The sequence below is a fragment of the Psychrobacillus sp. INOP01 genome, assembly GCF_018140925.1.
GTDB lineage: Bacteria > Bacillota > Bacilli > Bacillales_A > Planococcaceae > Psychrobacillus.
This window is the reverse complement of the sequence record NZ_CP073315.1, coordinates 762020-783343: the sequence shown is the minus strand read 5'-3', so window position 1 is coordinate 783343 and position 21324 is coordinate 762020. Positions and strand designations below refer to the sequence as shown.

At 36.9% G+C, this 21324-nt stretch carries 21 protein-coding genes and 1 other annotated feature; of the genes, 16 read left to right on the top strand and 5 right to left on the bottom strand.

From position 1 onward, the window contains the following. Positions 1 to 48 precede the first annotated feature (48 nt). Positions 49 to 561 carry a gamma carbonic anhydrase gene (locus KD050_RS03915; RefSeq protein ID WP_211894952.1) on the bottom strand — a complete coding sequence of 171 codons (513 nt, stop codon included), beginning with the start codon at positions 559 to 561 and terminating at the stop codon, positions 49 to 51. Between the two features lie 109 nt (positions 562 to 670). Here KD050_RS03915 and KD050_RS03910 point away from each other — a divergent pair, with 109 nt between their 5' ends. From KD050_RS03910 to KD050_RS03870, 9 genes are all read left to right on the top strand, one after another. After that, positions 671 to 1462: an alpha/beta hydrolase gene (locus KD050_RS03910; protein WP_211894951.1), complete on the top strand. Its 792-nt coding sequence runs from the start codon at positions 671 to 673 to the stop codon at positions 1460 to 1462. 149 nt (positions 1463 to 1611) lie between these two features. Beyond that, the gene (locus tag KD050_RS03905; protein ID WP_211894950.1) at positions 1612 to 2034 is read left to right on the top strand and encodes an SRPBCC family protein; all 423 of its coding nucleotides are present in this window, start codon (positions 1612 to 1614) and stop codon (positions 2032 to 2034) included. Further along, a complete protein-coding gene (locus tag KD050_RS03900; RefSeq protein WP_211894949.1) occupies positions 2034 to 2366 on the top strand; it encodes an ArsR/SmtB family transcription factor in 333 nt (110 codons plus the stop codon). Before KD050_RS03905 ends, KD050_RS03900 begins: the two co-directional genes overlap by 1 nt. 174 nt (positions 2367 to 2540) lie before the next feature. Further along, positions 2541 to 3308, top strand: a complete 768-nt coding sequence (locus tag KD050_RS03895) for a hypothetical protein (protein WP_211894948.1) — start codon at positions 2541 to 2543, stop codon at positions 3306 to 3308. Further along, positions 3305 to 3670: a GntR family transcriptional regulator gene (locus tag KD050_RS03890; protein ID WP_211894947.1), complete on the top strand. Its 366-nt coding sequence runs from the start codon at positions 3305 to 3307 to the stop codon at positions 3668 to 3670. Before KD050_RS03895 ends, KD050_RS03890 begins: the two co-directional genes overlap by 4 nt. Further along, the gene (locus KD050_RS03885) at positions 3667 to 4377 is read left to right on the top strand and encodes an ATP-binding cassette domain-containing protein (RefSeq protein WP_211894946.1); all 711 of its coding nucleotides are present in this window, start codon (positions 3667 to 3669) and stop codon (positions 4375 to 4377) included. Before KD050_RS03890 ends, KD050_RS03885 begins: the two co-directional genes overlap by 4 nt. Beyond that, positions 4370 to 5275: an ABC transporter ATP-binding protein gene (locus tag KD050_RS03880; protein ID WP_211894945.1), complete on the top strand. Its 906-nt coding sequence runs from the start codon at positions 4370 to 4372 to the stop codon at positions 5273 to 5275. The genes KD050_RS03885 and KD050_RS03880 overlap by 8 nt, the downstream gene beginning before the upstream one ends. Then, a complete protein-coding gene (locus tag KD050_RS03875) occupies positions 5268 to 6203 on the top strand; it encodes a DUF2705 family protein (protein WP_211894944.1) in 936 nt (311 codons plus the stop codon). The genes KD050_RS03880 and KD050_RS03875 overlap by 8 nt, the downstream gene beginning before the upstream one ends. Before the next feature lie 60 nt (positions 6204 to 6263). Next, positions 6264 to 7586, top strand: coding sequence for an NAD-dependent malic enzyme (locus KD050_RS03870; protein WP_211894943.1), 1323 nt, complete (start codon positions 6264 to 6266; stop codon positions 7584 to 7586). A gap of 881 nt (positions 7587 to 8467) precedes the next feature. On the opposite strand, the gene KD050_RS03865 is transcribed toward KD050_RS03870, so the two are convergent. Genes KD050_RS03865 through KD050_RS03850 form a run of 4 tightly spaced genes read right to left on the bottom strand, consistent with a single transcriptional unit; the run spans position 8468 to position 11676 of the window. Then, on the bottom strand, positions 8468 to 9010 hold the full coding sequence (locus KD050_RS03865; protein WP_211894942.1) for an isoprenylcysteine carboxyl methyltransferase family protein: 543 nt from the start codon (positions 9008 to 9010) through the stop codon (positions 8468 to 8470). Between the two features lies 1 nt (position 9011). After that, the gene (locus KD050_RS03860) at positions 9012 to 10094 is read right to left on the bottom strand and encodes a type III polyketide synthase (RefSeq protein WP_211894941.1); all 1083 of its coding nucleotides are present in this window, start codon (positions 10092 to 10094) and stop codon (positions 9012 to 9014) included. Positions 10095 to 10147: 53 nt separating this feature from the next. Further along, a complete protein-coding gene (locus KD050_RS03855; protein ID WP_211894940.1) occupies positions 10148 to 10720 on the bottom strand; it encodes a tRNA 5-(aminomethyl)-2-thiouridylate-methyltransferase MnmM in 573 nt (190 codons plus the stop codon). Further along, positions 10717 to 11676, bottom strand: coding sequence for a tRNA modification radical SAM protein MnmL/YtqA (locus tag KD050_RS03850; protein ID WP_211894939.1), 960 nt, complete (start codon positions 11674 to 11676; stop codon positions 10717 to 10719). The genes KD050_RS03855 and KD050_RS03850 overlap by 4 nt, the downstream gene beginning before the upstream one ends. A 121-nt stretch (positions 11677 to 11797) precedes the next feature. Between KD050_RS03850 and KD050_RS03845 the strand changes: the two genes are divergently transcribed. The 7 genes from KD050_RS03845 to leuS all read left to right on the top strand — a co-directional run bounded on the left by KD050_RS03845 (position 11798) and on the right by leuS (position 21318). Next, positions 11798 to 12982: an MDR family MFS transporter gene (locus KD050_RS03845; protein ID WP_211894938.1), complete on the top strand. Its 1185-nt coding sequence runs from the start codon at positions 11798 to 11800 to the stop codon at positions 12980 to 12982. Between the two features lies 1 nt (position 12983). Continuing rightward, positions 12984 to 14327, top strand: a complete 1344-nt coding sequence (locus KD050_RS03840; RefSeq protein WP_211894937.1) for a sigma-54 interaction domain-containing protein — start codon at positions 12984 to 12986, stop codon at positions 14325 to 14327. Between the two features lie 438 nt (positions 14328 to 14765). Continuing rightward, positions 14766 to 16094, top strand: a complete 1329-nt coding sequence (locus KD050_RS03835) for a GntP family permease (RefSeq protein WP_211894936.1) — start codon at positions 14766 to 14768, stop codon at positions 16092 to 16094. 42 nt (positions 16095 to 16136) lie between these two features. Next, positions 16137 to 16904, top strand: a complete 768-nt coding sequence (locus KD050_RS03830) for a 3-hydroxybutyrate dehydrogenase (protein ID WP_211894935.1) — start codon at positions 16137 to 16139, stop codon at positions 16902 to 16904. 342 nt (positions 16905 to 17246) lie between these two features. Further along, positions 17247 to 17936: a CoA transferase subunit A gene (locus tag KD050_RS03825; protein WP_211894934.1), complete on the top strand. Its 690-nt coding sequence runs from the start codon at positions 17247 to 17249 to the stop codon at positions 17934 to 17936. 13 nt (positions 17937 to 17949) lie between these two features. Beyond that, a complete protein-coding gene (locus KD050_RS03820) occupies positions 17950 to 18603 on the top strand; it encodes a 3-oxoacid CoA-transferase subunit B (protein WP_211894933.1) in 654 nt (217 codons plus the stop codon). A 47-nt stretch (positions 18604 to 18650) separates the two neighbouring features. Continuing rightward, positions 18651 to 18864: a binding site (T-box leader), on the top strand. Between the two features lie 42 nt (positions 18865 to 18906). Beyond that, the gene (gene leuS / locus KD050_RS03815; protein WP_211894932.1) at positions 18907 to 21318 is read left to right on the top strand and encodes a leucine--tRNA ligase; all 2412 of its coding nucleotides are present in this window, start codon (positions 18907 to 18909) and stop codon (positions 21316 to 21318) included. Positions 21319 to 21324: the final 6 nt, after the last annotated feature.

The following is a 21324-nucleotide window of genomic DNA, read 5'->3' as shown; positions in this document are numbered from 1 at the left end:
AAACATTGCGAAGATCGATCAATCTACACAAACTATCGTTATCCCTATTTATTTTTGCAGGGATTTATAATATTGCCCTTTTTCTACATATTCTCGGATAATTCTTTGTACATCAGCTTTATCCTCATCATTTAGTTCGCGTACAACTTTTGCTGGGCTGCCTAGTGCTAATGAATTTGGAGGTATTTTCTTGCCAGGTGGTACGAGGCTTCCAGCTCCGATAAATGCACCTTCACCAATTTCAGCACCATCTAAAATAATGGACCCCATTCCTATTAAGGCACCTTTACGTACGGTACAGCTATGTAAAGTCACTTGATGTCCGATAGTCACTTCATCTTCTATTAAAAGTGGTTTATTTGGACTTTGATGTAGACAGCTTAAATCTTGAATACTGACTCTACTTCCAATAATAGTAGGAGCAACATCCCCTCTAATTACCGTATTAAACCAAATTGTAGTCTCTGGACCGATTGTCACATCCCCTGTTATTGTGACATAATCAGCTATAAAAGCGGAGTCGTCAATAGTAGGGGTTTTATCTTTATATGGATAAATCATTTTGCATACGCTCCTTTTGAAATTAGAATATAATTAATCGTATCAGACATACAGATTGAAAGAAACCAATTACCATGAAATTGCAAGGAAAGAAAAGAGGTTTGTTTATATGTGGAAATGGGAAACAGAAGGAAAGCCTAAAGCCGTAATAGTTATTGTTCACAGTGCTTATGAGCATCATAGAAGATATGCTTGGTTAATTGAAAAATTGAGAAGTTCCAACTATCATATCGTTATGGGGGACTTGCCAGGCCATGGAGAATTAAAAAAATCAAAAACTATTCACGACGAATCCTTCGAACTATATAAGGACTACATTAAACAAGCGATGCAAGTTGCAGTTACGTATGACCTACCAATATTTTTAATGGGTCATGGTCTTGGAGCTACCCTTCTTATAAAAGTTTTGCGTAAACTAGATATTGAATATGCGGGAGTAATACTTACATCACCGTGGTTCCAGCTTGAAAAGCTTCCTTCGAAATGGACGAACACATTAGCAAAATTATCAATACCGCAGAAAATCAACCATGATATTCACTTAAATGATTTAACGAGAAATTATGAAGTGTTTCAACAATTCGTATCAGATCCCACGTATAGAACCTTCATTTCAACAGAGTGGTACAAGGAACTTCAAGCACTTTTAAAATCTGTGAACCAATCGACTATCTCAATACCAAATAAACCTATTCTTGTTATGACTGGAGAGAGGGATAAGATTACCGATACAAATGCTGCAGCTAGCTGGCTAAGGAAGCAGGAGCTTTCTGAATATCAATATAAAGAATGGAAAAATTGTTTTCATGATCTCTATCAAGAACCGGAGCGGGAAGAAATTTTTACTTATTCACAGTCATTTATAAATAATGTACTAACGGACATCGGCTATATTGTTTGAGTTTTAAATCCCATCTACATTACAGTAGATGGGATTTTTGTGGAGAAGCAGAAGAGATATAATTTCTATAAGTTGACGTAACACCTTTTGGTTATATATAATATAACACCTGAGGGTTACATATCTATATTGAAAAGGAGCTATTAATGATGAAAGAAAATTTACCTGATATAACACAGACTGTTTTAGTAGAGGCACCAATTCAAAAGGTATGGAATTATGTTTCAACTGCCGAGGGAATCTCTGCTTGGTTTATGCCGAATGATTTTCAAGCACGGGAAGGACACGAATTTACTATCCAGTCACCATTTGGGCCGTCTCCTTGTAAGGTGCTTGAGATTGACGAACCACATAAACTTTCGTTTCAATGGGACACAGATGGTTGGTTTGTTACATTTCTTTTGAAAGAAAACGGTACTAAAACTGAATTCACACTGATTCATGGTGGCTGGAAAGACGGAGAATCCATTGTTCCGAAAGCTAAAAAGTCGGGTGCAGATGTCCGTGGCATAATGAATCAAGGCTGGGTTGGAATTGTACAAAACAAATTTAAGCAAGTTGTCGAAGCTTAATGAATGATCCCATCAAAAAGGTAGATGTTTTTCAAGCGATTGCTGATCCAACAAGGCGTGATGTCCTTCGACTATTAGCGAACGGAGATAGATCTATTGCAGAAATTTCTTCCCATTATGATATGAGTAGAACAGCAATTGTTAAGCATCTTATTGTTTTAACTGAAGCAGGTTTAGTCAATGGTAAAAAGTTAGGCAGAGAAAAAGTGTATCATTTGCAGCCGGAGCCATTGACGGAAGTAAAGCAATGGCTCGACTATTATGAAAAGTTCTGGAATAACAAACTATCTAGATTAAAGTTCTTAGTTGAAAATGAAGACATAGAAAAATAATAGCTAAAATAACCTCGTCAGTGTTAATGGCGGGGTTATTTTATTTTTGTTTTATATGTACATTTTAACTAAATAATACTTGAAAATAAAAATAATTTATAATACAGTATTAGTGTAATATATAAATAGTACACGAATACACTATGACGATGATAACAAAAAGGAGAGAGAAAATTGAAAGGATTGCTGTTAAAGGAATGGGCTCTTTATAAGTCGTGGCTATTTGTTTCAACATTAATGGGTATTGGGGCTGTCTTAATACTTCCATTAATATTAGAAAGATATCTTTTGACATCTGTATCAATATACGAAATGCGTATAATTCTTTTGTTCTTTATGCTTGGCATTAGCATGATTAATTGTGTCACCCAGTTTCGTACATCTTTGCATGCAGATTATTTGAAAAAAGATATGTGGCTTCATAATTCTCATAAAATGTATACATTAATCGGTGTGAAATTTTTATTTAGTATTGTTATTTATCTTGTAGGAAATGTCATCATTACAACTGCTGGAATATATTTCTTGTCTGAAATACTTGTAGGGAGTTTATTACAACTGTTTGTTTTACAATTGTTATTTTTAATTTTCCTGCTTTTTGCAGGTGTTTTAGTGAATATAGGGTGGCTTTTTGTCTGGACTCTTTATTTAGAAGGTAAGTATTGGATTGGTAAGTTTTCACTCATTACAACGGTAGCTATTTCCTTTTTACTCGTTAGTTTATTATCGAAATTACTAAGTTTCCTGCCGCTTGAAAAAGTTCTGTATCAAGGTGAAATATCCTTAAACTTCATAGAAGAGCATTTGCCCACTTTTACAACAAGTGATTTTAACTTAGATTTAGGTTCCGTATATATTATAGAGGAATTGTTAAGCTGGATAATCTTTGTTTTGTTATTTTGGGGAATTTGTAAATGGTTGGAGAGGGTGGTTACGAGATGACACAGGATTTCACTCGTGATAAACCTATTTATAGCCAGCTAGTTGATTTAATTTGTGGGGATATTTTAAAAGGAAACCTACAGCCCGGAGATAAAATGCAATCCGTTCGAGAATATTCATTGGAGGTTGGTGTTAATGTCAACACCGTACAACGTGTATATAAGGAGCTTGAATCGATGGAGCTAACAGAGACGAAACGTGGGCAAGGTACATTCATCACAACAGACGAAGAGCGTATTTTGCATTTACGTGAGGATATGAAAGTGAAATTGGTCAATCAGTTTCTACAGTCTATTGCAGTTTTTGGTTTTTCGAAAGAAGAGATTGTTCAAACTTTGCAAAGAAAGGAAGGGGCTCAATGATACAACTTCAACATGTTTCGTTTAATTACCCAAGACGGGAAGTACTTACGGATATATCACTGTCGTTTCCATTAGGGAAGACAATAGGTATAGCGGGGGAAAATGGTAGTGGCAAATCGACGTTATTGAAAATAATTGCTGGTATACAAAGACCTCGAAAGGGAACTATTTCTCTTCATAACAAGTCCTTATCTAGAATACATGCAACTGATATTGCATATTTACCTGATACGGATTTGTTTTATAGCTTTTATACAACAAAGGAGCTTTTCGCGTTTTACGCATCTCAATTTGAGGATTTTTCTATGCAGAAGGCATTAGAGGTGGCCAACTTTTTGGAAGTAGATGTTGATGTGAAGCTGAAAAAGCTTTCTAAAGGGAATCGTGGAAGAGCGAAAATGGCAGCGACTCTTGGTAGAAATACATCCTATTATGTGATGGATGAACCGTTTTCTGGGTTAGATCCAATCGTGCGTGAATCTCTTATAAAGGGACTCATTCGATATAATAATATTGAGGAACAATCTATTATTTTATCGACTCATGAATTACATGAAGTCGAACCAATATTAGACCAACTTATAATTTTAAAGGATGGCAAAGTAATAGCCCAGGATGAATTAGAAACAATCCGCTTTAACACAAATCAGGATGCAGTAAGCTGGATGAAAAATGTAACGAAAGAGAAGGTGAAATTAAATGACTAAGCCAATCGTTCAATTAAAGAATATTACCAAAATTATTAGAGGGAAAACACTTATCGATAATGTGTCTCTAGAGTTATTTCCCGGTCAAATCACTGGATTTTTAGGTCCAAATGGTGCTGGTAAAACAACGACTATCCGTTTAATGACAGGTCTTATGCATCTAACTAGTGGGACTATTACTATTGAAGGTGCATCTATTGCAGATGATTATGAAAAGGCAATTGCAAATGTAGGGGTTATAGTAGAAAATCCGGAGATGTATAAGTATATGTCTGGCTATAAAAACTTACTTCATTTTTCCAGAATGCATAATGGTGTAACAAAGGCACGGATAGATGAGGTGGTTAACCAGGTAGGGCTAACTAAGCGAATCCATGAAAAGGTGTCGACGTATTCTTTAGGTATGCGTCAACGTTTAGGATTAGCACAAGCCTTACTGCATGATCCGAAATTCTTAATATTAGATGAACCAACGAATGGTTTAGATCCTGCTGGAATTCGTGAGTTCCGTACGTATCTTCGCAAAATAGCCGAGGAAAATAATGTATCCATTTTTGTATCTAGTCATTTGTTATCAGAAATAGAATTAATGTGTGACCGTGTGGCTGTTATTCAAAATGGGAAGCTGATTGATGAACGGATGATTCAAAATGCTGAAAAGACACGTATGCAACTTAAGGCAGAGCCAACTGAAGTAGTAGAAAACTATCTGAGTTCAAATGGCTATGTATTTACATTGCATGAAGGGGTATTTTTACTTGATTTGAAAGAAGAGAAGGTACCAAGTCTTATCAATGAACTTGTTGCCCAGCAGGTGCAAATTTTTGCTATTTCAGCAGTGCATGAAACGCTTGAAGAGCAGTTCCTTCAAATGACAGGAGGCGGTCAAATTGTTTAGTTTGATACAAAATGAATGGATGAAATTATGGCATAAAAAAGGTACATGGGCTATTTTAGGTATTCTATTATTGGTGATTATTGGTGTTGGTGTGTTGGATAAGGTAACTATGGAAGAAGTGAATACCTCCAATTGGAAACAGGAACAACAAGTTCTGATCGATGATGCTAATGCACAGCTAAAAACACCTGATCTAGATGAATGGTCCATCCAAATGTTTGAGGAGCAAAAGGCGATGGCACAGTATCGCTTAGATAATAATGCAGCACCTCAAGTGAATCAAAGTATGGAAGGGAATATGGCATTTGGTGCGTCCATCATGATGCTTATTACATTGTTAACTGTTATTCCCGGAGCATCGATTGTATCGCAAGAATTTACAGATGGTACGATTAAAATGCTTTTAACACGACCTGTTTCCCGATTCAAAATATTAGCGTCCAAACTAATTACGATTTTCTTGTTTGGTATTTCATTAATTGTAGTAACGATTATTCTCACTACGGTAATTGGATTTATCTTATTTGGAACTGCAACTGGAGTAGACCTGACTATTGTTGATGGTGTTGTGCAGCAAACAAACACGATGAAAGATATTTTCTTAACATATGTGTACTCCTTAGGTGATTTCACCATGTCTATACTATTTGCATTCTTTATCGGAACGGTATTTAGTTCACCTTCCATTGCTATCGCATTATCTATGCTGTTTTTAATGATGGGACCAATGATCATAATGCTCCTACAAAAGTATATACCTGTGGAATATATTTGGTTAACACATTCCGATTTAACACAGCATCTCAGAAAAGAATTTTTTATCCAAGAAACTACTCTCACCATGTCTTTAACTGTCCTCGGAATTTATGCCATACTATTTTTGGCATTAAGCTTTATGACGTTTATTAAACGAGATGTGAAGGCATAAGTAGACATTTTATGTTATAATTTGTTGGTTAAAATAGAGAATAGAGTAAGGGGATTTGACATGCAAAACCAACATATAATTCGTAACATCATCGTGGAAACACCTTCAAAGCCTGGTAACTTTGCTAAAGTTGCAACTGCTATAGGTATGGCAGAGGGAGACATTGGGGACATTACCACGCTTAAAAGTGGCGCGTTAACAACTGTTCGAGACATTACAATCACTTGTAAATCGAAAAATCAATTAGATCAAGTGATTTCCAATATTGAGGCGATTGATAATGGTGTTAAAATTCATGCCGTTACAGATGATGTATTAAAAGCGCATGAAGGCGGTAAAATTGCTATGAAGAGCAGACTAGATGTTCGTTCTTTGCGCGATCTTCAACGTATTTATACACCGGGCGTTGCATCTGTTTGTATGGATATTTTACATAATCCAGAAAAAGCTAACTATTTTACTTCTATCGGTACATCTGTAGCCATCGTGACTGATGGTACTGCTATTTTAGGACTTGGTAATATCGGACCTGTTGCAGGGATGCCTGTTATGGAAGGTAAAGCAGTGTTGCTGGACCAGTTTGTTGGATTAAGTGGAATTCCAATTTTATTGAATACAAGCGATCCAGATGAAATTGTTGAGACAGTCAAACATATTCATAAAGGATTTGGAGCGATATTACTAGAGGATATTGGATCTCCACATTGCTTCGAAATTGAGGAAAGATTGAAAGCAGAATTACCAATTCCGGTTATGCATGATGACCAACATGGTACTGCAGTAGTAGCATTGGCTGCTATATTATCTGCTTGCAAAGCTACAAATGTAGATATTAAAAAAGCGAAAATTGGTCAAATTGGATTGGGTGCAGCAGGTTTAGCTATTTGCCGTATGTTAATGGCATATGGTGTGGAGGAAGTTTATGGTTTAGATCGTCAAGAGGCTGCTCAAGAGCGTTTGCTAAAATTTGGCGGTCAAACTCTAGAATCATTAGAAGCTGTAATGGAAAAATGTGATATTATTGTTGCTACAACTGGGGTTTCTGGTCTTATTAAGCCAGAAATGGTTCGTAAAGGGCAAATAATATTAGCATTATCTAACCCAAACCCAGAGATTTTACCATCTGACGCAATTGCGGCAGGAGCAGCTTTTGCAGCTGATGGACGTTCTGTAAATAATGTTATTGGGTTCCCAGGTATTTTCAAGGGTGCTTTGGATGCTGGTGCAAAAGAGATTACATATCCAATGTTAATCGCTGCCTCTCTAGCAATTGTTAATCACACTAAACCGGGCGAACTTATTCCTAACCCATTGGATCCAACATTACATCATTTAGTTGCAAGAGCAGTAGAAGAAGCTGCCAATCAAGAAATGAGAAATTAATAAAAGAACAAGCTTCCTCTAGGATAAAAACCTGTTTGTATAGTTTCGAAGGGCTTTGGACAGATGTGTTGCTATATTATTACCGAGTAAATTTTTAGGGATGCTGGTTGGTTGTGACGTCTGTCACAACCAACCAGCATCCCTTTTTTTCGGTAATCTTATGGCGTTTGTCCCGCATTAACGGGCAGTAGATAACTGCCAGATAACTGCCCGTAAAAGCCCAAATGGTTCAACTAACAATCAGTGGGGAATGAAGCCCCAATGATTGAAGTTTCACTTTATCTATCCGTCGCCCTCCTATAACTCTTAGAAACTGGTAAGTACGTTTTTGGATAACTAGAGAGAAAAGATACAATCCTATGCATAGTAGAAGCTATCGAAGATGCAATTTCGTTCGCTATTTTGCTTCTTTATTTAGTGAATACTTACTATTTCATTGTACTTCCACTAGCATAAAAGAAAATTTACTTTCTTTATCCTTCATTACAAAATAGTCTCCCTAATTCTACAAGCGTTTTTATCACTATATTAACTTTGACTACTATTATCATCTAAGCGGTAGACTATGCTATATCCTATAGCCAGCGTACTACACCCTATTTTGATTGGAGTGAAAGGTGGCGACTCCGGCGGGATACGCGAGAAAGTCGAGACCCCGCAGGTAGGTTTATTAGGGACGAAGGACAGGAACTCCACATCATGTGTCGACAATTCTTAACCAGCATTTTACTAATCCTAGGAGGCTCAGCCTCGCCCGCGGAATTCGTCCACCTGAAACGGAAATCAGTAGTATTATTAAATAGATCTTATTTATTTAAATACCTACTACACTGGATTTATAGCAGAATTATATACTTTCGTGAATTAAAAGAAGATTTCGGTCAGGATACCGAAATCTTCTTTTTAAATTTGTCTTCGTAATTAGTAGCATCTCTCAATGCTTTTTCTTCCATAGGAATTCGTACGGAAAGCATAACAAGATTTAAAAGTGTAAAGGCAACAGCTGTAAAATAGGCTTGAAACATAAATGGTAATAATAGGATTTCTAAACAAACAACTACATAGTTCGGATGTCGCAAATAGATATAAGGACCGCTTTTAACGACATTTGCATTTGGTAAAATGATGATTTTAGTATTCCAAAAGGAACCTAAAGAAGTTAAGCACCAAACACGCAATAATTGAACAAATATAAAGAGTAAGAGAAATAATGGGAACAAAGCTGATATCGAACGATTAAAAACTATTACTTCTACAATAAGACTTATAAAAAAACATACATGCATCGTTACCATATAAGGATAATGAGATGCGCCAACTTCATAAGCTCCTTGCGCAAGCATCCTTTTTTCGTTGCGTTTTGCGATTGCTACTTCGATAAGTCTCTGAATAATCACTAGTGAGATAAGGATGAAGAATAACAAACTAATCCCTCCAATTTAGTAATACAGCTTCTCCACAAAATCCAGGGCCAAGTGCAACTAGTAAACCTAACTCTTCCTCATTATTTTGTTTCGTCATAAATTGCTCCAATACATAAAGAACAGTAGGGGAAGACATATTCCCATGACTTTTTAACACTTCTCGCGAGATGTGCGTATGCTCTTCTGTTAGTTCCAACGTTTCTTCGTATGCCTTTAATACTTTCTTTCCTCCTGGATGTGCAACGAAGTTAACTAGGTCAGACTTAGTCACATGCTGTTCACCTAGGAAATCATCTATAAATGGTCCCAACCAAGTGGCAATAATAGAAGGAATACTTTTTGAGAAAACTACATGTAATCCATTATTTTTAATATCCCAACCCATGACATCTTCTGAATCTGGCATCCATTTAGAAGCTGTTGCGATTATGTGAGGCGTCAGCTTTTTGGTAGCCAACTTCGCCTCATCTCCACAAACTAGTGCACAGGCGGCTCCATCAGCAAATAACGATGCTCCTATTAAATTACTTTTCGAGAAGTCATTTGGTTGAAAGGTCAAACTACAGAGTTCTACACAAACTACTAATACTTTTGAGTTCGGATGCGCCTTACAATAATCGAAGGCCCTACTAATCCCAGAAGCACCTCCGGCACAGCCTAAACCCCATAAAGGAATGCGTTTCGTGCGATCAGAAAAAGGTAAATGATTCATCACCCGCGCATCAATACTTGGAGTAGAAATACCAGTACTACTAACAAACACTATTGCATCAATTTCACTAGGATGCAGGGAAGTTCCTAAAAAATCGAGATTATTTAAACAACGCTCGATAACTTCAAGACTATATTGAGTAGCTAACTCTATATACAAATTATTACGTTCTTCAAAGCTATGTTCACTTTGGTGCCATTCTAAAGGAACACAAAAATGGCGAGTTTGTATATCTCCATTTTCAAACACTTTTAATAGTCTATTTAGTTGAGGTATTTTATCTTGAAATAGTTCTTTTGTGAGATTCTCAATGTTTGATTGCTCTAATGTATATGGAGGGTTATATGTACTTATCGAAGCAATTTTCGGCATAGGGTCACTCCTTTTTATTCCTTATAATTCCCTTGCTCACGCTAAATATACAGTTATTTTTGATCTTTCATCTTTTCAATTGCGATGATAAAGGGAGGATCATTTTGTTGGTTAAGGAATTGATAGCTTAATACATGGAAGAAGGATTGTGATAAACTCTGTACGTAACGGAGAATGGAATCCTTTTCTTGTTTACCACCCTGATGACCATGGTAAACAACTAGGACAACTATTCCTCCTACTTTAAGTAATTGTAGTAATGATTCAATTGCCTGCTTAGTAGAAGCTCCTGTTGTAATAATTTCATGATTACTTCCAGGCAAGTAGCCCAAATTGAATATTCCCGCTGAAACTTCTTGCTGAATATAAAGGTGCAGGTTTTCATGTCCATCTTGAATTAATGTAGTTATTTCTAATTTGTTTGCTTCTTCTAATCTTTTGGTAGTTGCTTGGATGGCTTCTGCTTGAACATCAAAAGCATACACATGTCCATGCTCACCAACAAGTTCTGTTAAAAACAAAGTGTCATGTCCATTTCCTGCTGTTGCATCCACAACTATATCTCCCGGTTCGACTGTAGACATTAGCAATTCTCTTGCAAAGGGTAAAATTCGTTTTAATTTCATTTGCTTACACCACTTTTTACGTAATATTTTCCTTGGTAACTCTCTCTTGAAGCAAGCTCTGCATCTATTCCATTTAATACATCCCATTTATTTACACTCCACATTGGTCCGATCATTAAGTCAATTGGACCATCTCCAGTTATACGTTGTACGACCATCTCAGGAGGTAGAATTTCAAGCTGATCTGCAACAAGCTGGATATAGGAATCTCGATCCATGAAATCAAGCATGCCTTTTTCGTATTGTTTAACCATTGGTGTTCCTTTTAATAAATGAAGTAAATGAATTTTAATCCCTTGAACGTCTAGCTTGGCCACTTCTCGTGCAGTTTCCATCATCATTTCCCGATTTTCTAGTGGTAGACCATTTATAATATGCGTACATATAGGGATTTCATGCTTCCTTAATTTGTTCACACCTTCTATATAGGAAGGATAATCGTGAGCCCTATTTACCAAATTAGCTGTGCGCTCATGCACTGTTTGAAGACCAAGCTCTATCCATAAAAAAGTACGTTTGTTAAGTTCAGCTAAATATTCGACCACATCATCGGGCAAACAATCAGGTCTGGTCGCAATGGAAAGTCCTATAACACCTTCTAATGCTAGTGCCGCTTCAAATTTCTCCTTTAAAACAGGGAGGGGGGCGTGTGTATTCGTATAAGCCTGAAAATAGGCAATGTATTTTCCGTTTTTCCATTTTTCATGCATATTCGTCTTGATTTTTTCAAATTGAACTGGAATAGGATCTACCTTATCCCCAGCAAAATCACCACTTCCGGCTACACTACAAAAAGTACAACCTCCAAATGCTACTGTTCCATCTCTATTAGGACAATCAAAACCAGCATCTAATGCTACTTTAAAAATTTTTATACCAAATATATCTCTTAAATAGCGATTCCATGTATAGTACCGTTTCCCATCAGATGGGAATGGAAAATTATTTTCATTCATATTCTTCACTCCTTAACAGGATTATTTTAACATGACTTTGATAAGTTTGTTTTAATCTTCTTGAAGTGCTATTTGAAAAGGAATACAATATTCTGAGTGCAATAGAAATGAGGGGTTTAAATTGCCTAAAGCAGTATGGTTTTTAATAATTGGAATGTTTATCAATACAATGGGAAATTCTTTTTTATGGCCATTACATACAATATATATGCATGACCATCTAGGACAAACGCTAACGATGGCAGGTTTCGTGCTAATGATTAATGCTGGAACCGGAGTTATTGGTAATCTACTTGGTGGTTATTTATTTGACAAAATAGGTGGATATAAATCTATTATGTTCGGAATTATATTGTCAATGATTTCACTATTGCTCTTAACGTTTTGGCATGGATGGCCAGAATATATATGGTTTGTTGCTATTCTTGGTTTTAGTGGTGGAATAATTTTTCCGAGCATGTATGCGTTAGTTGGAAGTGTTTGGCCGGAGGGTGGAAGAAAAGCTTTTAATGCAATTTATTTGGCTCAAAACTTAGGAGTGGCTATTGGTCCCGCTGTTGCAGGCTTAGTTGCTGATCATAATATTAATAATATTTTTCTAGCAAATTTGTTGACTTATATATTATTTCTATTGGTTGCAGGAATCTATTACCGCAAAATGTCAGTGACTCCTAATATAAATGTATCTATCATGAAAAATTCTAAAAAAATAAAACAGAAAGCACCATTTTATGCAATGATGATTGTCTCTATTGGATACATGCTTACTTGGGTTGCTTATGTACAGTGGACTTCCACCATCTCTACACATGTGCTGGATTTAGGAATAACATTAAAACAATATAGCTTACTATGGACGATAAACGGTGCTCTAATATTAGTCGCGCAACCGCTTATCAAACCAATTATTAATAGGCTGGAGCACAGGATAAAAACGCAGATGATTATAGGTATTGTCATATTTATGGGATCTTTTGTTGTCGTTTCTTATGCGGAAGATTATACAATGTTTATTGTTGCAATGGTTGTCCTGACACTTGGAGAAATATTCATTTGGCCAGCGGTACCTACATTAGCTAACCAGTTGGCACCAAAAGGGAGAGAAGGATTTTATCAGGGGATTGTGAACAGCATGGCTACTATTGGAAGAATGATTGGTCCGTTTGCCGGTGGAATCTTGGTTGATGTTTATGGTATACAAGCAATGTTCTATGTTTTCACATTGCTTATAGCATTAGCAATAGTTCCTACCCTTTTATACGATCGACCACTTAAGAAAGTAGCACCTGAGAAGGATGTGATTTGATTTGGAGAATTTTCAAAAAAACTTATCAACCTCTGTTCTTGCCGAAATTTTAGAAAATGCTTTTCAATGGTTTGTTGTAGTAGATGCAGATGCGAAAATTCTTTATATTAATGAGGATTATTGTAGATTTCTTGAAGTAAAGCGTGAGGAAGCGATAGGAAGGCCTGTTGCAGAAATAATTGAAAATACCAAAATGCATGAAGTTATTAAGTCAGGGGTACCCGATAATGCTTCTCCCCATTATATAAAAGGCACTTATATGCTTGCGAATCGTGTACCTCTTTTTGTTGATGGTAAGATTGTTGGTGCTTTTGGTAGTGTCATTTTTCGCGATATGTCTGATTGGAAAAAGTTAAGTTCTCATGTTCGAAACACAATGGAAAGAATTCAGTTAAATGTAGAAGATAATAGTTACATCGAGTACAGATTAGGAGATATAAAAGGTACTTCTCCAGCTATTCGAAAAATAAAAGAAACAATTGAAATAATTGCACCAAGTGACCTTCCAGTATTAATTGAAGGAGAAAGTGGAACAGGAAAAGATATGTTCGCTCATAGTATTCATCAGCTTTCAGAACGCTCTGATTACCCTTTTGTCAAAGTAAATTGTGCTGCAATACCACCAGAGTTGCTTGAGAAAGAAATATTTGGAGTACTAGATCATAATAACGGAACCTTACGAAACGGCCGATATAAACAAGCAGATAAAGGAACTCTCTATATAGATGAAATTAGTGCACTTCCTCTTACACTTCAAGCAAAGCTTTTAAGAGCGATGCAGGAAGAAGAAATTACTCCACTGAATTCGGAGAGCAGTGACAAAGTAAATGTTCGAATTGTTGTTTCATCAAATGTTGCTCTTTCACAGCTAATTGAGGAGAAGAAATTCCGTGCGGATTTATATTACCGTTTACAAGCAATAACTCTATCCATTCCACCTTTAAGAGAACGAATGGAAGATCTTGTAGATTTACTCAACTATTTTCTCCAAAAATTTATACTCCAGGCTGGTCGCAGACATGTCACTTTAGCAACTAAAACGAGGGAAATACTTCAGTCCTATCACTGGCCAGGAAATGTAAGGGAATTACAAAATATTTTGCAAGCAGCTGTTTTCTTAGCTGAAAACGATATTATTTTGCCATCAGCCCTTCCTTCACAGATAAAACTAAGTAATGTACCTTCTTTCCAAACTACTGGTACACTGGAGGACATATTAGCAGAAGTAGAAAAGAAAGTGCTCCAATCTTGCTTAGAGGAAGAATCAGATAAAATAAGGATTGCAAAGCAACTTGGCCTTAGTAGATCGACATTGTACGAAAAAATTAAAAAATACAACTTATGACCTAAATCCGAATTTCTGGACACCAATCCAAAAATTCGGATTTTTTTATTTTGAATAAATCCTTTATATTATTTAATTTAATGGTATATAAATCCGAAAAATCGGATTTATGATGAATGTGTAGTTTACAATTTCGTCACAATTACTGTTGATTGAAAATTTTGATTATGTTTTAATAACTTATGAAAGCGCTTTTATCTGTCTGGGTAATCAAATTAAAGAAATCTATTTCTTCTGCAGAGAATTAGATTATTGGATATTTTAATACTAAAAAACTTAAAGTGGTAACTAAAATTTATTAAAGAGGATGGTTTCTGCCCTAACTATATTAATTTATTACTAGCTTCTGTTATATATTTCTATCACTTTGATAAACTGTTGCCACAAAAAGATAGCTTGGTATTCTAATACGATTTTAAATAATAGGGGGATTTGTAAATGGAAGTATTAAGTATGATCGGTCTTATAGGCGGCTTAGCCTTATTAATTGTTTTGACCATGAAAGGGGTAAATATACTAATAGCTGGTCCTATATCGGCACTTTTAGTAGCTGTGACTAGTGGAATGCCATTATTCTCTCAGCTTGCGGGTAAAGATGAAGCTGACTTTGTGACTAGTTATATGTCAGGGTTTACTGGGTTTATCGCTTCTTGGTATTTGATGTTCTTACTGGGAGCTGTATTCGGTAAAGTTATGGAGGATAGCGGAGCCGCAGATTCAGTGTCCAAATGGATTGTTGATAAATTGGGAATGAAGTTTGCAGTGCTTGCTATTGTACTTGCATGTGCGGTTCTTACGTATGGTGGAGTAAGTCTTTTCGTTGTTGCGTTCTCTGTTTATCCAATGGCCATCTCACTATTCAAACAAGCGGACTTACCACGTCGTTTTATACCAGCAACATTAGCACTAGGATCTGTTACGTTTACAATGACATCTGCGGGGTCACCTGAAATTCAAAACTGGATCCCAATTCAATTCTTAGGCACGAATGCATACGCAGGTTGGGAAGTAAGTATTATCGTAGCAGTGTTCATGGCAACATTTGGTTACTGGTGGCTAAAGCGTATAATCCAGAAAGCTGTAAATAAAGGGGAAAGATTTGTAGATCGTGAAACGGATCCAACATTCGATACGACAAGAAATTTACCAAATCCTTTCTTAGCAATGGTCCCATTACTAGTGGTATTAGTAATTTCATACATTTTCCACGATAAACTTGCTCAATCAGCTCTAATAATCGCTTTACTTGGTGGTGTAATTGCTACTTACATTGTTGGAAGGAAATATTCTAAAAATTTCTGGGAAGCATTTTCAGCAGGTACAGTCGGTGCAATAATTGCAATTGGTAATACAGCAGCAGTAGTAGGTTTTGGTGGAGTTGCAAAAAATGTACCAGCATTTACAACTGCAGTAGAAGCAATGACGAATATCCCTGGTTCCCCATTAATCGGAGCTGCTATTGCAGTTTCAGTAATTGCTGGGATGACTGGGTCTTCATCAGGTGGGCAGACAATCGCTTTACCTTTGTTAGCACCACATTATATGGATATGGGTGTAAATCCTGAGGCACTACACAGGGTGGTTTCAATTTCTTCTGGTGCTCTCGATTCATTGCCACATAATGGGTACGTCGTAACTACTATTCAATCAATCTGCGGTGAAAAACATAGTGCAGCATATTGGCCAGTTGCAGCGACAACAGTGGTAGTACCAGCACTAGGTGTAATACTAGCAATTATTCTCTTTTCATTTAATTTAGGAATTTAGTATTCCTGTGAATAGCTAGATACTTTTTTTGGAGGTAAATTAATGGTTAAAGATAGAGTACTTCTTATTACTGGAGCAGCCGGGGGCATAGGCTTTGAGATTGCTAAGGAATTTTATAAAGCTGGCGCGAAGGTAGTTTTGACAGATATTGATGAAGAGAAGGTAAAGAATGCTGCAACAACGTTAGGTAATGATGTACTTGGTATTAGATGTGATGTAACAAATGAAGAAGATATTATTAACTCCATTAATTTAACCGTAAAAGAGTACGGAAGGATTGATGTACTGATTAATAATGCTGGAATGCAGCATGTTGCAATGCTAGAAGATTTTCCAACTGAACGCTTTGAACTATTGATAAAAATAATGCTAACAGCTCCGTTTGTAGCAACCAAACACGTTCTTCCGCATATGCGGAAGAATGGATTTGGTAGAATTATTAATATGGCTTCTATAAATGGTTTAGTTGGTTTTGCAGGAAAAGCCGCATACAATTCAGCAAAACATGGTGTAATAGGTCTAACAAAAGTAGCAGCACTGGAGACCGCAGCTGAAGGGATTACAGTGAATGCTGTGTGTCCAGGATATGTGGACACTCCACTAGTTCGAAACCAGTTTAAGGATTTAGCAAAAGTACGTAATGTTCCAGTTGAATCAGTCTTAGAAGAAGTTTTATATCCTTTAGTTCCACAGAAAAGATTATTAGATGTAAAGGAAATTGCGGATTTGACTTTGTTTTTAGCGAGTGATGCAGCTAAAGGGATGACAGGGCAAGCAGTTGTCTTGGACGGTGGTTACACGACTCAATAAAGTGAAACTTCAATCATGGAGGGTTATCTTCATCCCTCACTGATTGTTAGTTGAAGCAATCGGGCTTTTACGGGCAGTTATCTCTGGCAGACGCTTTGGTGCTTGGGTAATGCATTTAAGTGCGAGTCTTACTGCCCGTTAATGCGGGATAAATTTCATTACTTATTTTAAGAGATTGTCTTTTAAACGCCCGATTTAATAATCGGTGCGTTTTATTAAATATCACTGGATAGAGAGTAAGAATTCATCTATTTAATGATCTATGAAAATAGTTTGCTAAGTTATCGGATATTTGAGAAAATAATAATGTACCGAGCTTACAAATGGAAGGGGATTGGGAGCATGAAACCTATTTACAATTCAGCAAAAGAAGCTGTTGCAGGAGTGCAAGATGGAATGACATTAATGGTTGGAGGCTTTGGACTTGTTGGAATTCCAGAGCAGCTAATATTAGCATTAGTCGATAAAGGTGTGAAGGACTTAACGGTTATCTCCAACAATTGTGGTGTGGATGAATGGGGTCTAGGACTTCTACTTAAAAATAAACAAATAAAGAAAATGATAGGTTCATATGTTGGGGAAAATAAAGAATTTGAAAGACAAGTAATATCTGGTGAGATAGAGGTGGAATTGACACCACAAGGAACACTAGCAGAAAAAATCCGCGCAGGTGGTGCAGGAATTCCAGCTTTCTTTACTCCCGCTGGTGTAGGTACCATAGTGGCAGAAGGTAAAGAAGTACGTGTTTACGATGGTAAGGAATATGTGCTGGAAGAGGAATTGCGAGCTGATTATTCTTTCATACGCGCAGCTAAGGCGGACAAATTTGGGAATCTAATTTATAATATGACGGCGCAAAACTTCAATCCAATGATGGCGGCAGCAGGTAAAATTACAATTGCGGAAGTGGAAGAAATTGTGGAAACAGGCGATCTAAATCCAGCACAAATACATACACCGAGCATTTATGTTCAAGGGCTATTCCAAGCGCAACAGGAAAAAAGAATCGAACGTTTAACGACACGTTCTTAAGGAGGAGTTTCGATTGAATACACGTGAAAAAATTGCAAGAAGAGCAGAAAAAGAAATCGAAAATGGAAACTACGTAAACCTAGGAATTGGAATTCCAACTTTAGTAGCGAATTTCATCTCTCCAGATAAAACGGTCGTTTTACAATCTGAAAATGGTTTGCTTGGTATTGGACCATATCCGACCGAGCAAGAGGTAGACCCTGATCTTATTAATGCGGGTAAGGAAACGGTGACTACTATTCCGGGTTCTGCTTTTTTCAATAGTGCCGAGTCATTTGCCATGATTCGTGGAGGACATGTCGACGTAGCCATTTTAGGTGCGATGGAAGTATCCGAAAAAGGTGATCTTGCTAACTGGATGATCCCTGGAAAGATGATTAAGGGAATGGGTGGAGCCATGGACCTAGTGCATGGTGCTAAGAAAATTATTGTCATTATGGATCATTGTGCAAAGGACGGTTCTCCCAAGATTAAAAAACAATGTGAATTACCTTTAACAGGTAAAGCTGTTGTGAATAAAATAATTACAGAACGGGCAATGATAGAAGTAACAGAAAATGGACTTGAATTAAAAGAGGTATTCGAGGGTTATTCTATACAAGATATTATCAATGCTACGGAAGCTGAACTTATTATTGAAGATGTTCGAGAAAATGTAGCAATTTAACATCAACTTGTATTTTATTCCGGAATCCATTATTATAAAACTAATAGAAGTCGACTGAGATAAGGATCAGTAGATAAACCTCGTTTCCAAAGAGAGCTAACGGTTGGTGGAAGTTAGCGTAACGAATTATTGAACTCACCTTTGAGTCTGAATAAGTGAACGATTATAGTAGCTTATTCCGTTTTCCGCGTTAAGGAATCAAGTTGAGTGAGTTTTCACTAATTTGGGTGGTACCGCGTGAGTATATCTCTCGTCCCTTAGTTTTTTAAGGGGCGAGTTTTTTTATTTTGAGGAGGAGTTACGATGAGCTTTAATCATGAAGCAATTGAAAAAAAGTGGCAAAAGTATTGGCAGGAAAACAAGACTTATAAAATGACAGATGATCCATCCAAACCAAAATTTTATGCGTTGGATATGTTCCCTTATCCTTCAGGAGTAGGTTTACACGTAGGGCATCCACTAGGGTATATCGCAACGGATATTTTAAGTGCATTTAAACGTAAACAAGGCTACAACGTACTTCATCCAATGGGATGGGATGCATTTGGACTTCCAGCGGAGCAATATGCAATCGATACAGGAAATGATCCAGCAGAATTTACTGCGAAAAATATTGCTACATTTAAACGTCAAATGACGGATTTAGGATTTTCATTTGACTGGGATAGAGAAGTTAACACAACAGATCCTTCTTATTATAAATGGACACAATGGATTTTCATCCAACTGTACAAAAAAGGTCTTGCATACGTAGATGAAGTGCCAGTAAACTGGTGCCCTGCATTAGGTACTGTATTGGCTAATGAAGAAGTAATCGATGGTGTGTCAGAGCGTGGGGGACATCCAGTAGAACGTCGTCCAATGCGTCAATGGGTGCTTCGTATAACTGCCTATGCAGATAGACTTTTAGAAGATTTAGATGATCTTGACTGGCCAGATAGCTTAAAAGAAATGCAACGTAACTGGATTGGACGTTCAGAAGGTGCAGAGATTACTTTTGATGTAGACGGTACAAATGAATCATTCCGTGCATTTACAACACGCCCAGACACTATTTTTGGTGCAACTTATGCGGTATTAGCACCTGAGCATAAGCTTGTGGATACAATTACAACTGCTGAACAAGCGGAAGCAGTGCAAGCTTATAAAGATCAAGTAATATTAAAAAGTGACCTAGAACGTACAGATCTTGCAAAACACAAAACAGGTGTATTTACAGGTGCTTATGCGGTTAACCCTGTAAGTGGTGAAAAAATGCCGATTTGGATTGCAGATTATGTGTTAGCTTCATACGGTACAGGAGCAATTATGGCAGTTCCTGCGCATGATGAGCGTGACTATGAGTTCGCAAAACAATTTGATTTGCCAATCGTGGAAGTAGTAGCTGGTGGGGATATCGCAAAAGAAGCTTACACAGCAGACGGTACGCTTGTTAACTCTGAATTTTTGAATGGCTTAAATAAACAAGAAGCCATTTCAAAAGCGATTGAATGGTTTGAAGCAAACGGTAAAGGTGAGAAGAAAATTACGTATCGTCTACGTGATTGGTTGTTCAGTCGTCAACGTTATTGGGGCGAGCCAATTCCGATTATCCATTGGGAAGACGGCACTTCTACACCTGTAGAAGAATCTGAGTTACCATTAATGCTTCCAGTAACTACGGATATTAAACCGAGTGGAACAGGTGAATCACCACTAGCAAATATTACAGAGTGGGTAAATGTTGTAGATCCAGTTACGGGTAAAAAAGGTCGTCGTGAAACAAATACAATGCCTCAGTGGGCAGGTAGTTGCTGGTATTACCTTCGTTATATTGATCCAAATAATGACGAGGCGCTTGTTGATCCAGAACTAGCAAAACGTTGGCTTCCAGTTGACATTTATGTAGGTGGAGCAGAGCATGCAGTACTTCATTTATTGTACGCACGCTTCTGGCATAAATTCCTTTATGATATTGGTGTTGTTACAACGAAAGAGCCATTCCAAAAGTTATTTAACCAAGGAATGATTCTAGGTGAAGGTAACGAGAAAATGTCTAAATCGAAAGGGAATGTAGTAAACCCTGATGATATCGTAAAAAGTCATGGTGCCGATTCACTTCGACTTTATGAAATGTTCATGGGACCACTTGACTCTTCGAAACCGTGGTCAACGAATGGGTTAGATGGCTCAAGACGATTCCTAGATCGTATTTGGCGTTTACTTGTTGACGAAGACGGTAAATTGAGCCCTAAAGTAACAAACAATTCATCTGATAATATGGAAAAAGCGTATCACCAAACGGTTAAAAAAGTAACGGAAGACTTTGAAGCAATGCATTATAATACTGCCATTTCTCAAATGATGGTATTTATCAATGAAGGTTATAAAGCAGAGCAAATTTCAAAAGAATATGTAGAAGGATTTGTGAAGCTGATTTCTCCAATCGTACCGCATATTGCAGAAGAACTATGGAGTATTCTTGGACATGACAATACAATCGTGTATGAAGCATGGCCAACTTTCGACGAGTCTAAGTTAGTAGACAATGAAGTAGAAATTCCTGTTCAAATTAAAGGAAAAGTTCGTGCAAAATTACATGTTGCAAAAGATGCAACAAAAGAAGAACTTGAAGCATTAGCTCTTGCTTCTGAACAAGTACAACAATGGTTGGAAGGGCAAGAAGTGAAGAAAATTATTGCGATTCCAGGTAAAATGGTCAATATCGTAATTTAATGTAGC

Coding starts and splice junctions, on each gene's coding strand:
- KD050_RS03915 (WP_211894952.1), bottom strand. CDS start 561: ATGATTTATCCATATAAAGATAAAACCCCTACTATTGACGACTCCGCT.
- KD050_RS03910 (WP_211894951.1), top strand. CDS start 671: ATGTGGAAATGGGAAACAGAAGGAAAGCCTAAAGCCGTAATAGTTATT.
- KD050_RS03905 (WP_211894950.1), top strand. CDS start 1,612: ATGAAAGAAAATTTACCTGATATAACACAGACTGTTTTAGTAGAGGCA.
- KD050_RS03900 (WP_211894949.1), top strand. CDS start 2,034: ATGAATGATCCCATCAAAAAGGTAGATGTTTTTCAAGCGATTGCTGAT.
- KD050_RS03890 (WP_211894947.1), top strand. CDS start 3,305: ATGACACAGGATTTCACTCGTGATAAACCTATTTATAGCCAGCTAGTT.
- KD050_RS03885 (WP_211894946.1), top strand. CDS start 3,667: ATGATACAACTTCAACATGTTTCGTTTAATTACCCAAGACGGGAAGTA.
- KD050_RS03880 (WP_211894945.1), top strand. CDS start 4,370: ATGACTAAGCCAATCGTTCAATTAAAGAATATTACCAAAATTATTAGA.
- KD050_RS03870 (WP_211894943.1), top strand. CDS start 6,264: ATGCAAAACCAACATATAATTCGTAACATCATCGTGGAAACACCTTCA.
- KD050_RS03860 (WP_211894941.1), bottom strand. CDS start 10,094: ATGCCGAAAATTGCTTCGATAAGTACATATAACCCTCCATATACATTA.
- KD050_RS03855 (WP_211894940.1), bottom strand. CDS start 10,720: ATGAAATTAAAACGAATTTTACCCTTTGCAAGAGAATTGCTAATGTCT.
- KD050_RS03850 (WP_211894939.1), bottom strand. CDS start 11,676: ATGAATGAAAATAATTTTCCATTCCCATCTGATGGGAAACGGTACTAT.
- KD050_RS03835 (WP_211894936.1), top strand. CDS start 14,766: ATGGAAGTATTAAGTATGATCGGTCTTATAGGCGGCTTAGCCTTATTA.
- KD050_RS03830 (WP_211894935.1), top strand. CDS start 16,137: ATGGTTAAAGATAGAGTACTTCTTATTACTGGAGCAGCCGGGGGCATA.
- KD050_RS03825 (WP_211894934.1), top strand. CDS start 17,247: ATGAAACCTATTTACAATTCAGCAAAAGAAGCTGTTGCAGGAGTGCAA.
- leuS (WP_211894932.1), top strand. CDS start 18,907: ATGAGCTTTAATCATGAAGCAATTGAAAAAAAGTGGCAAAAGTATTGG.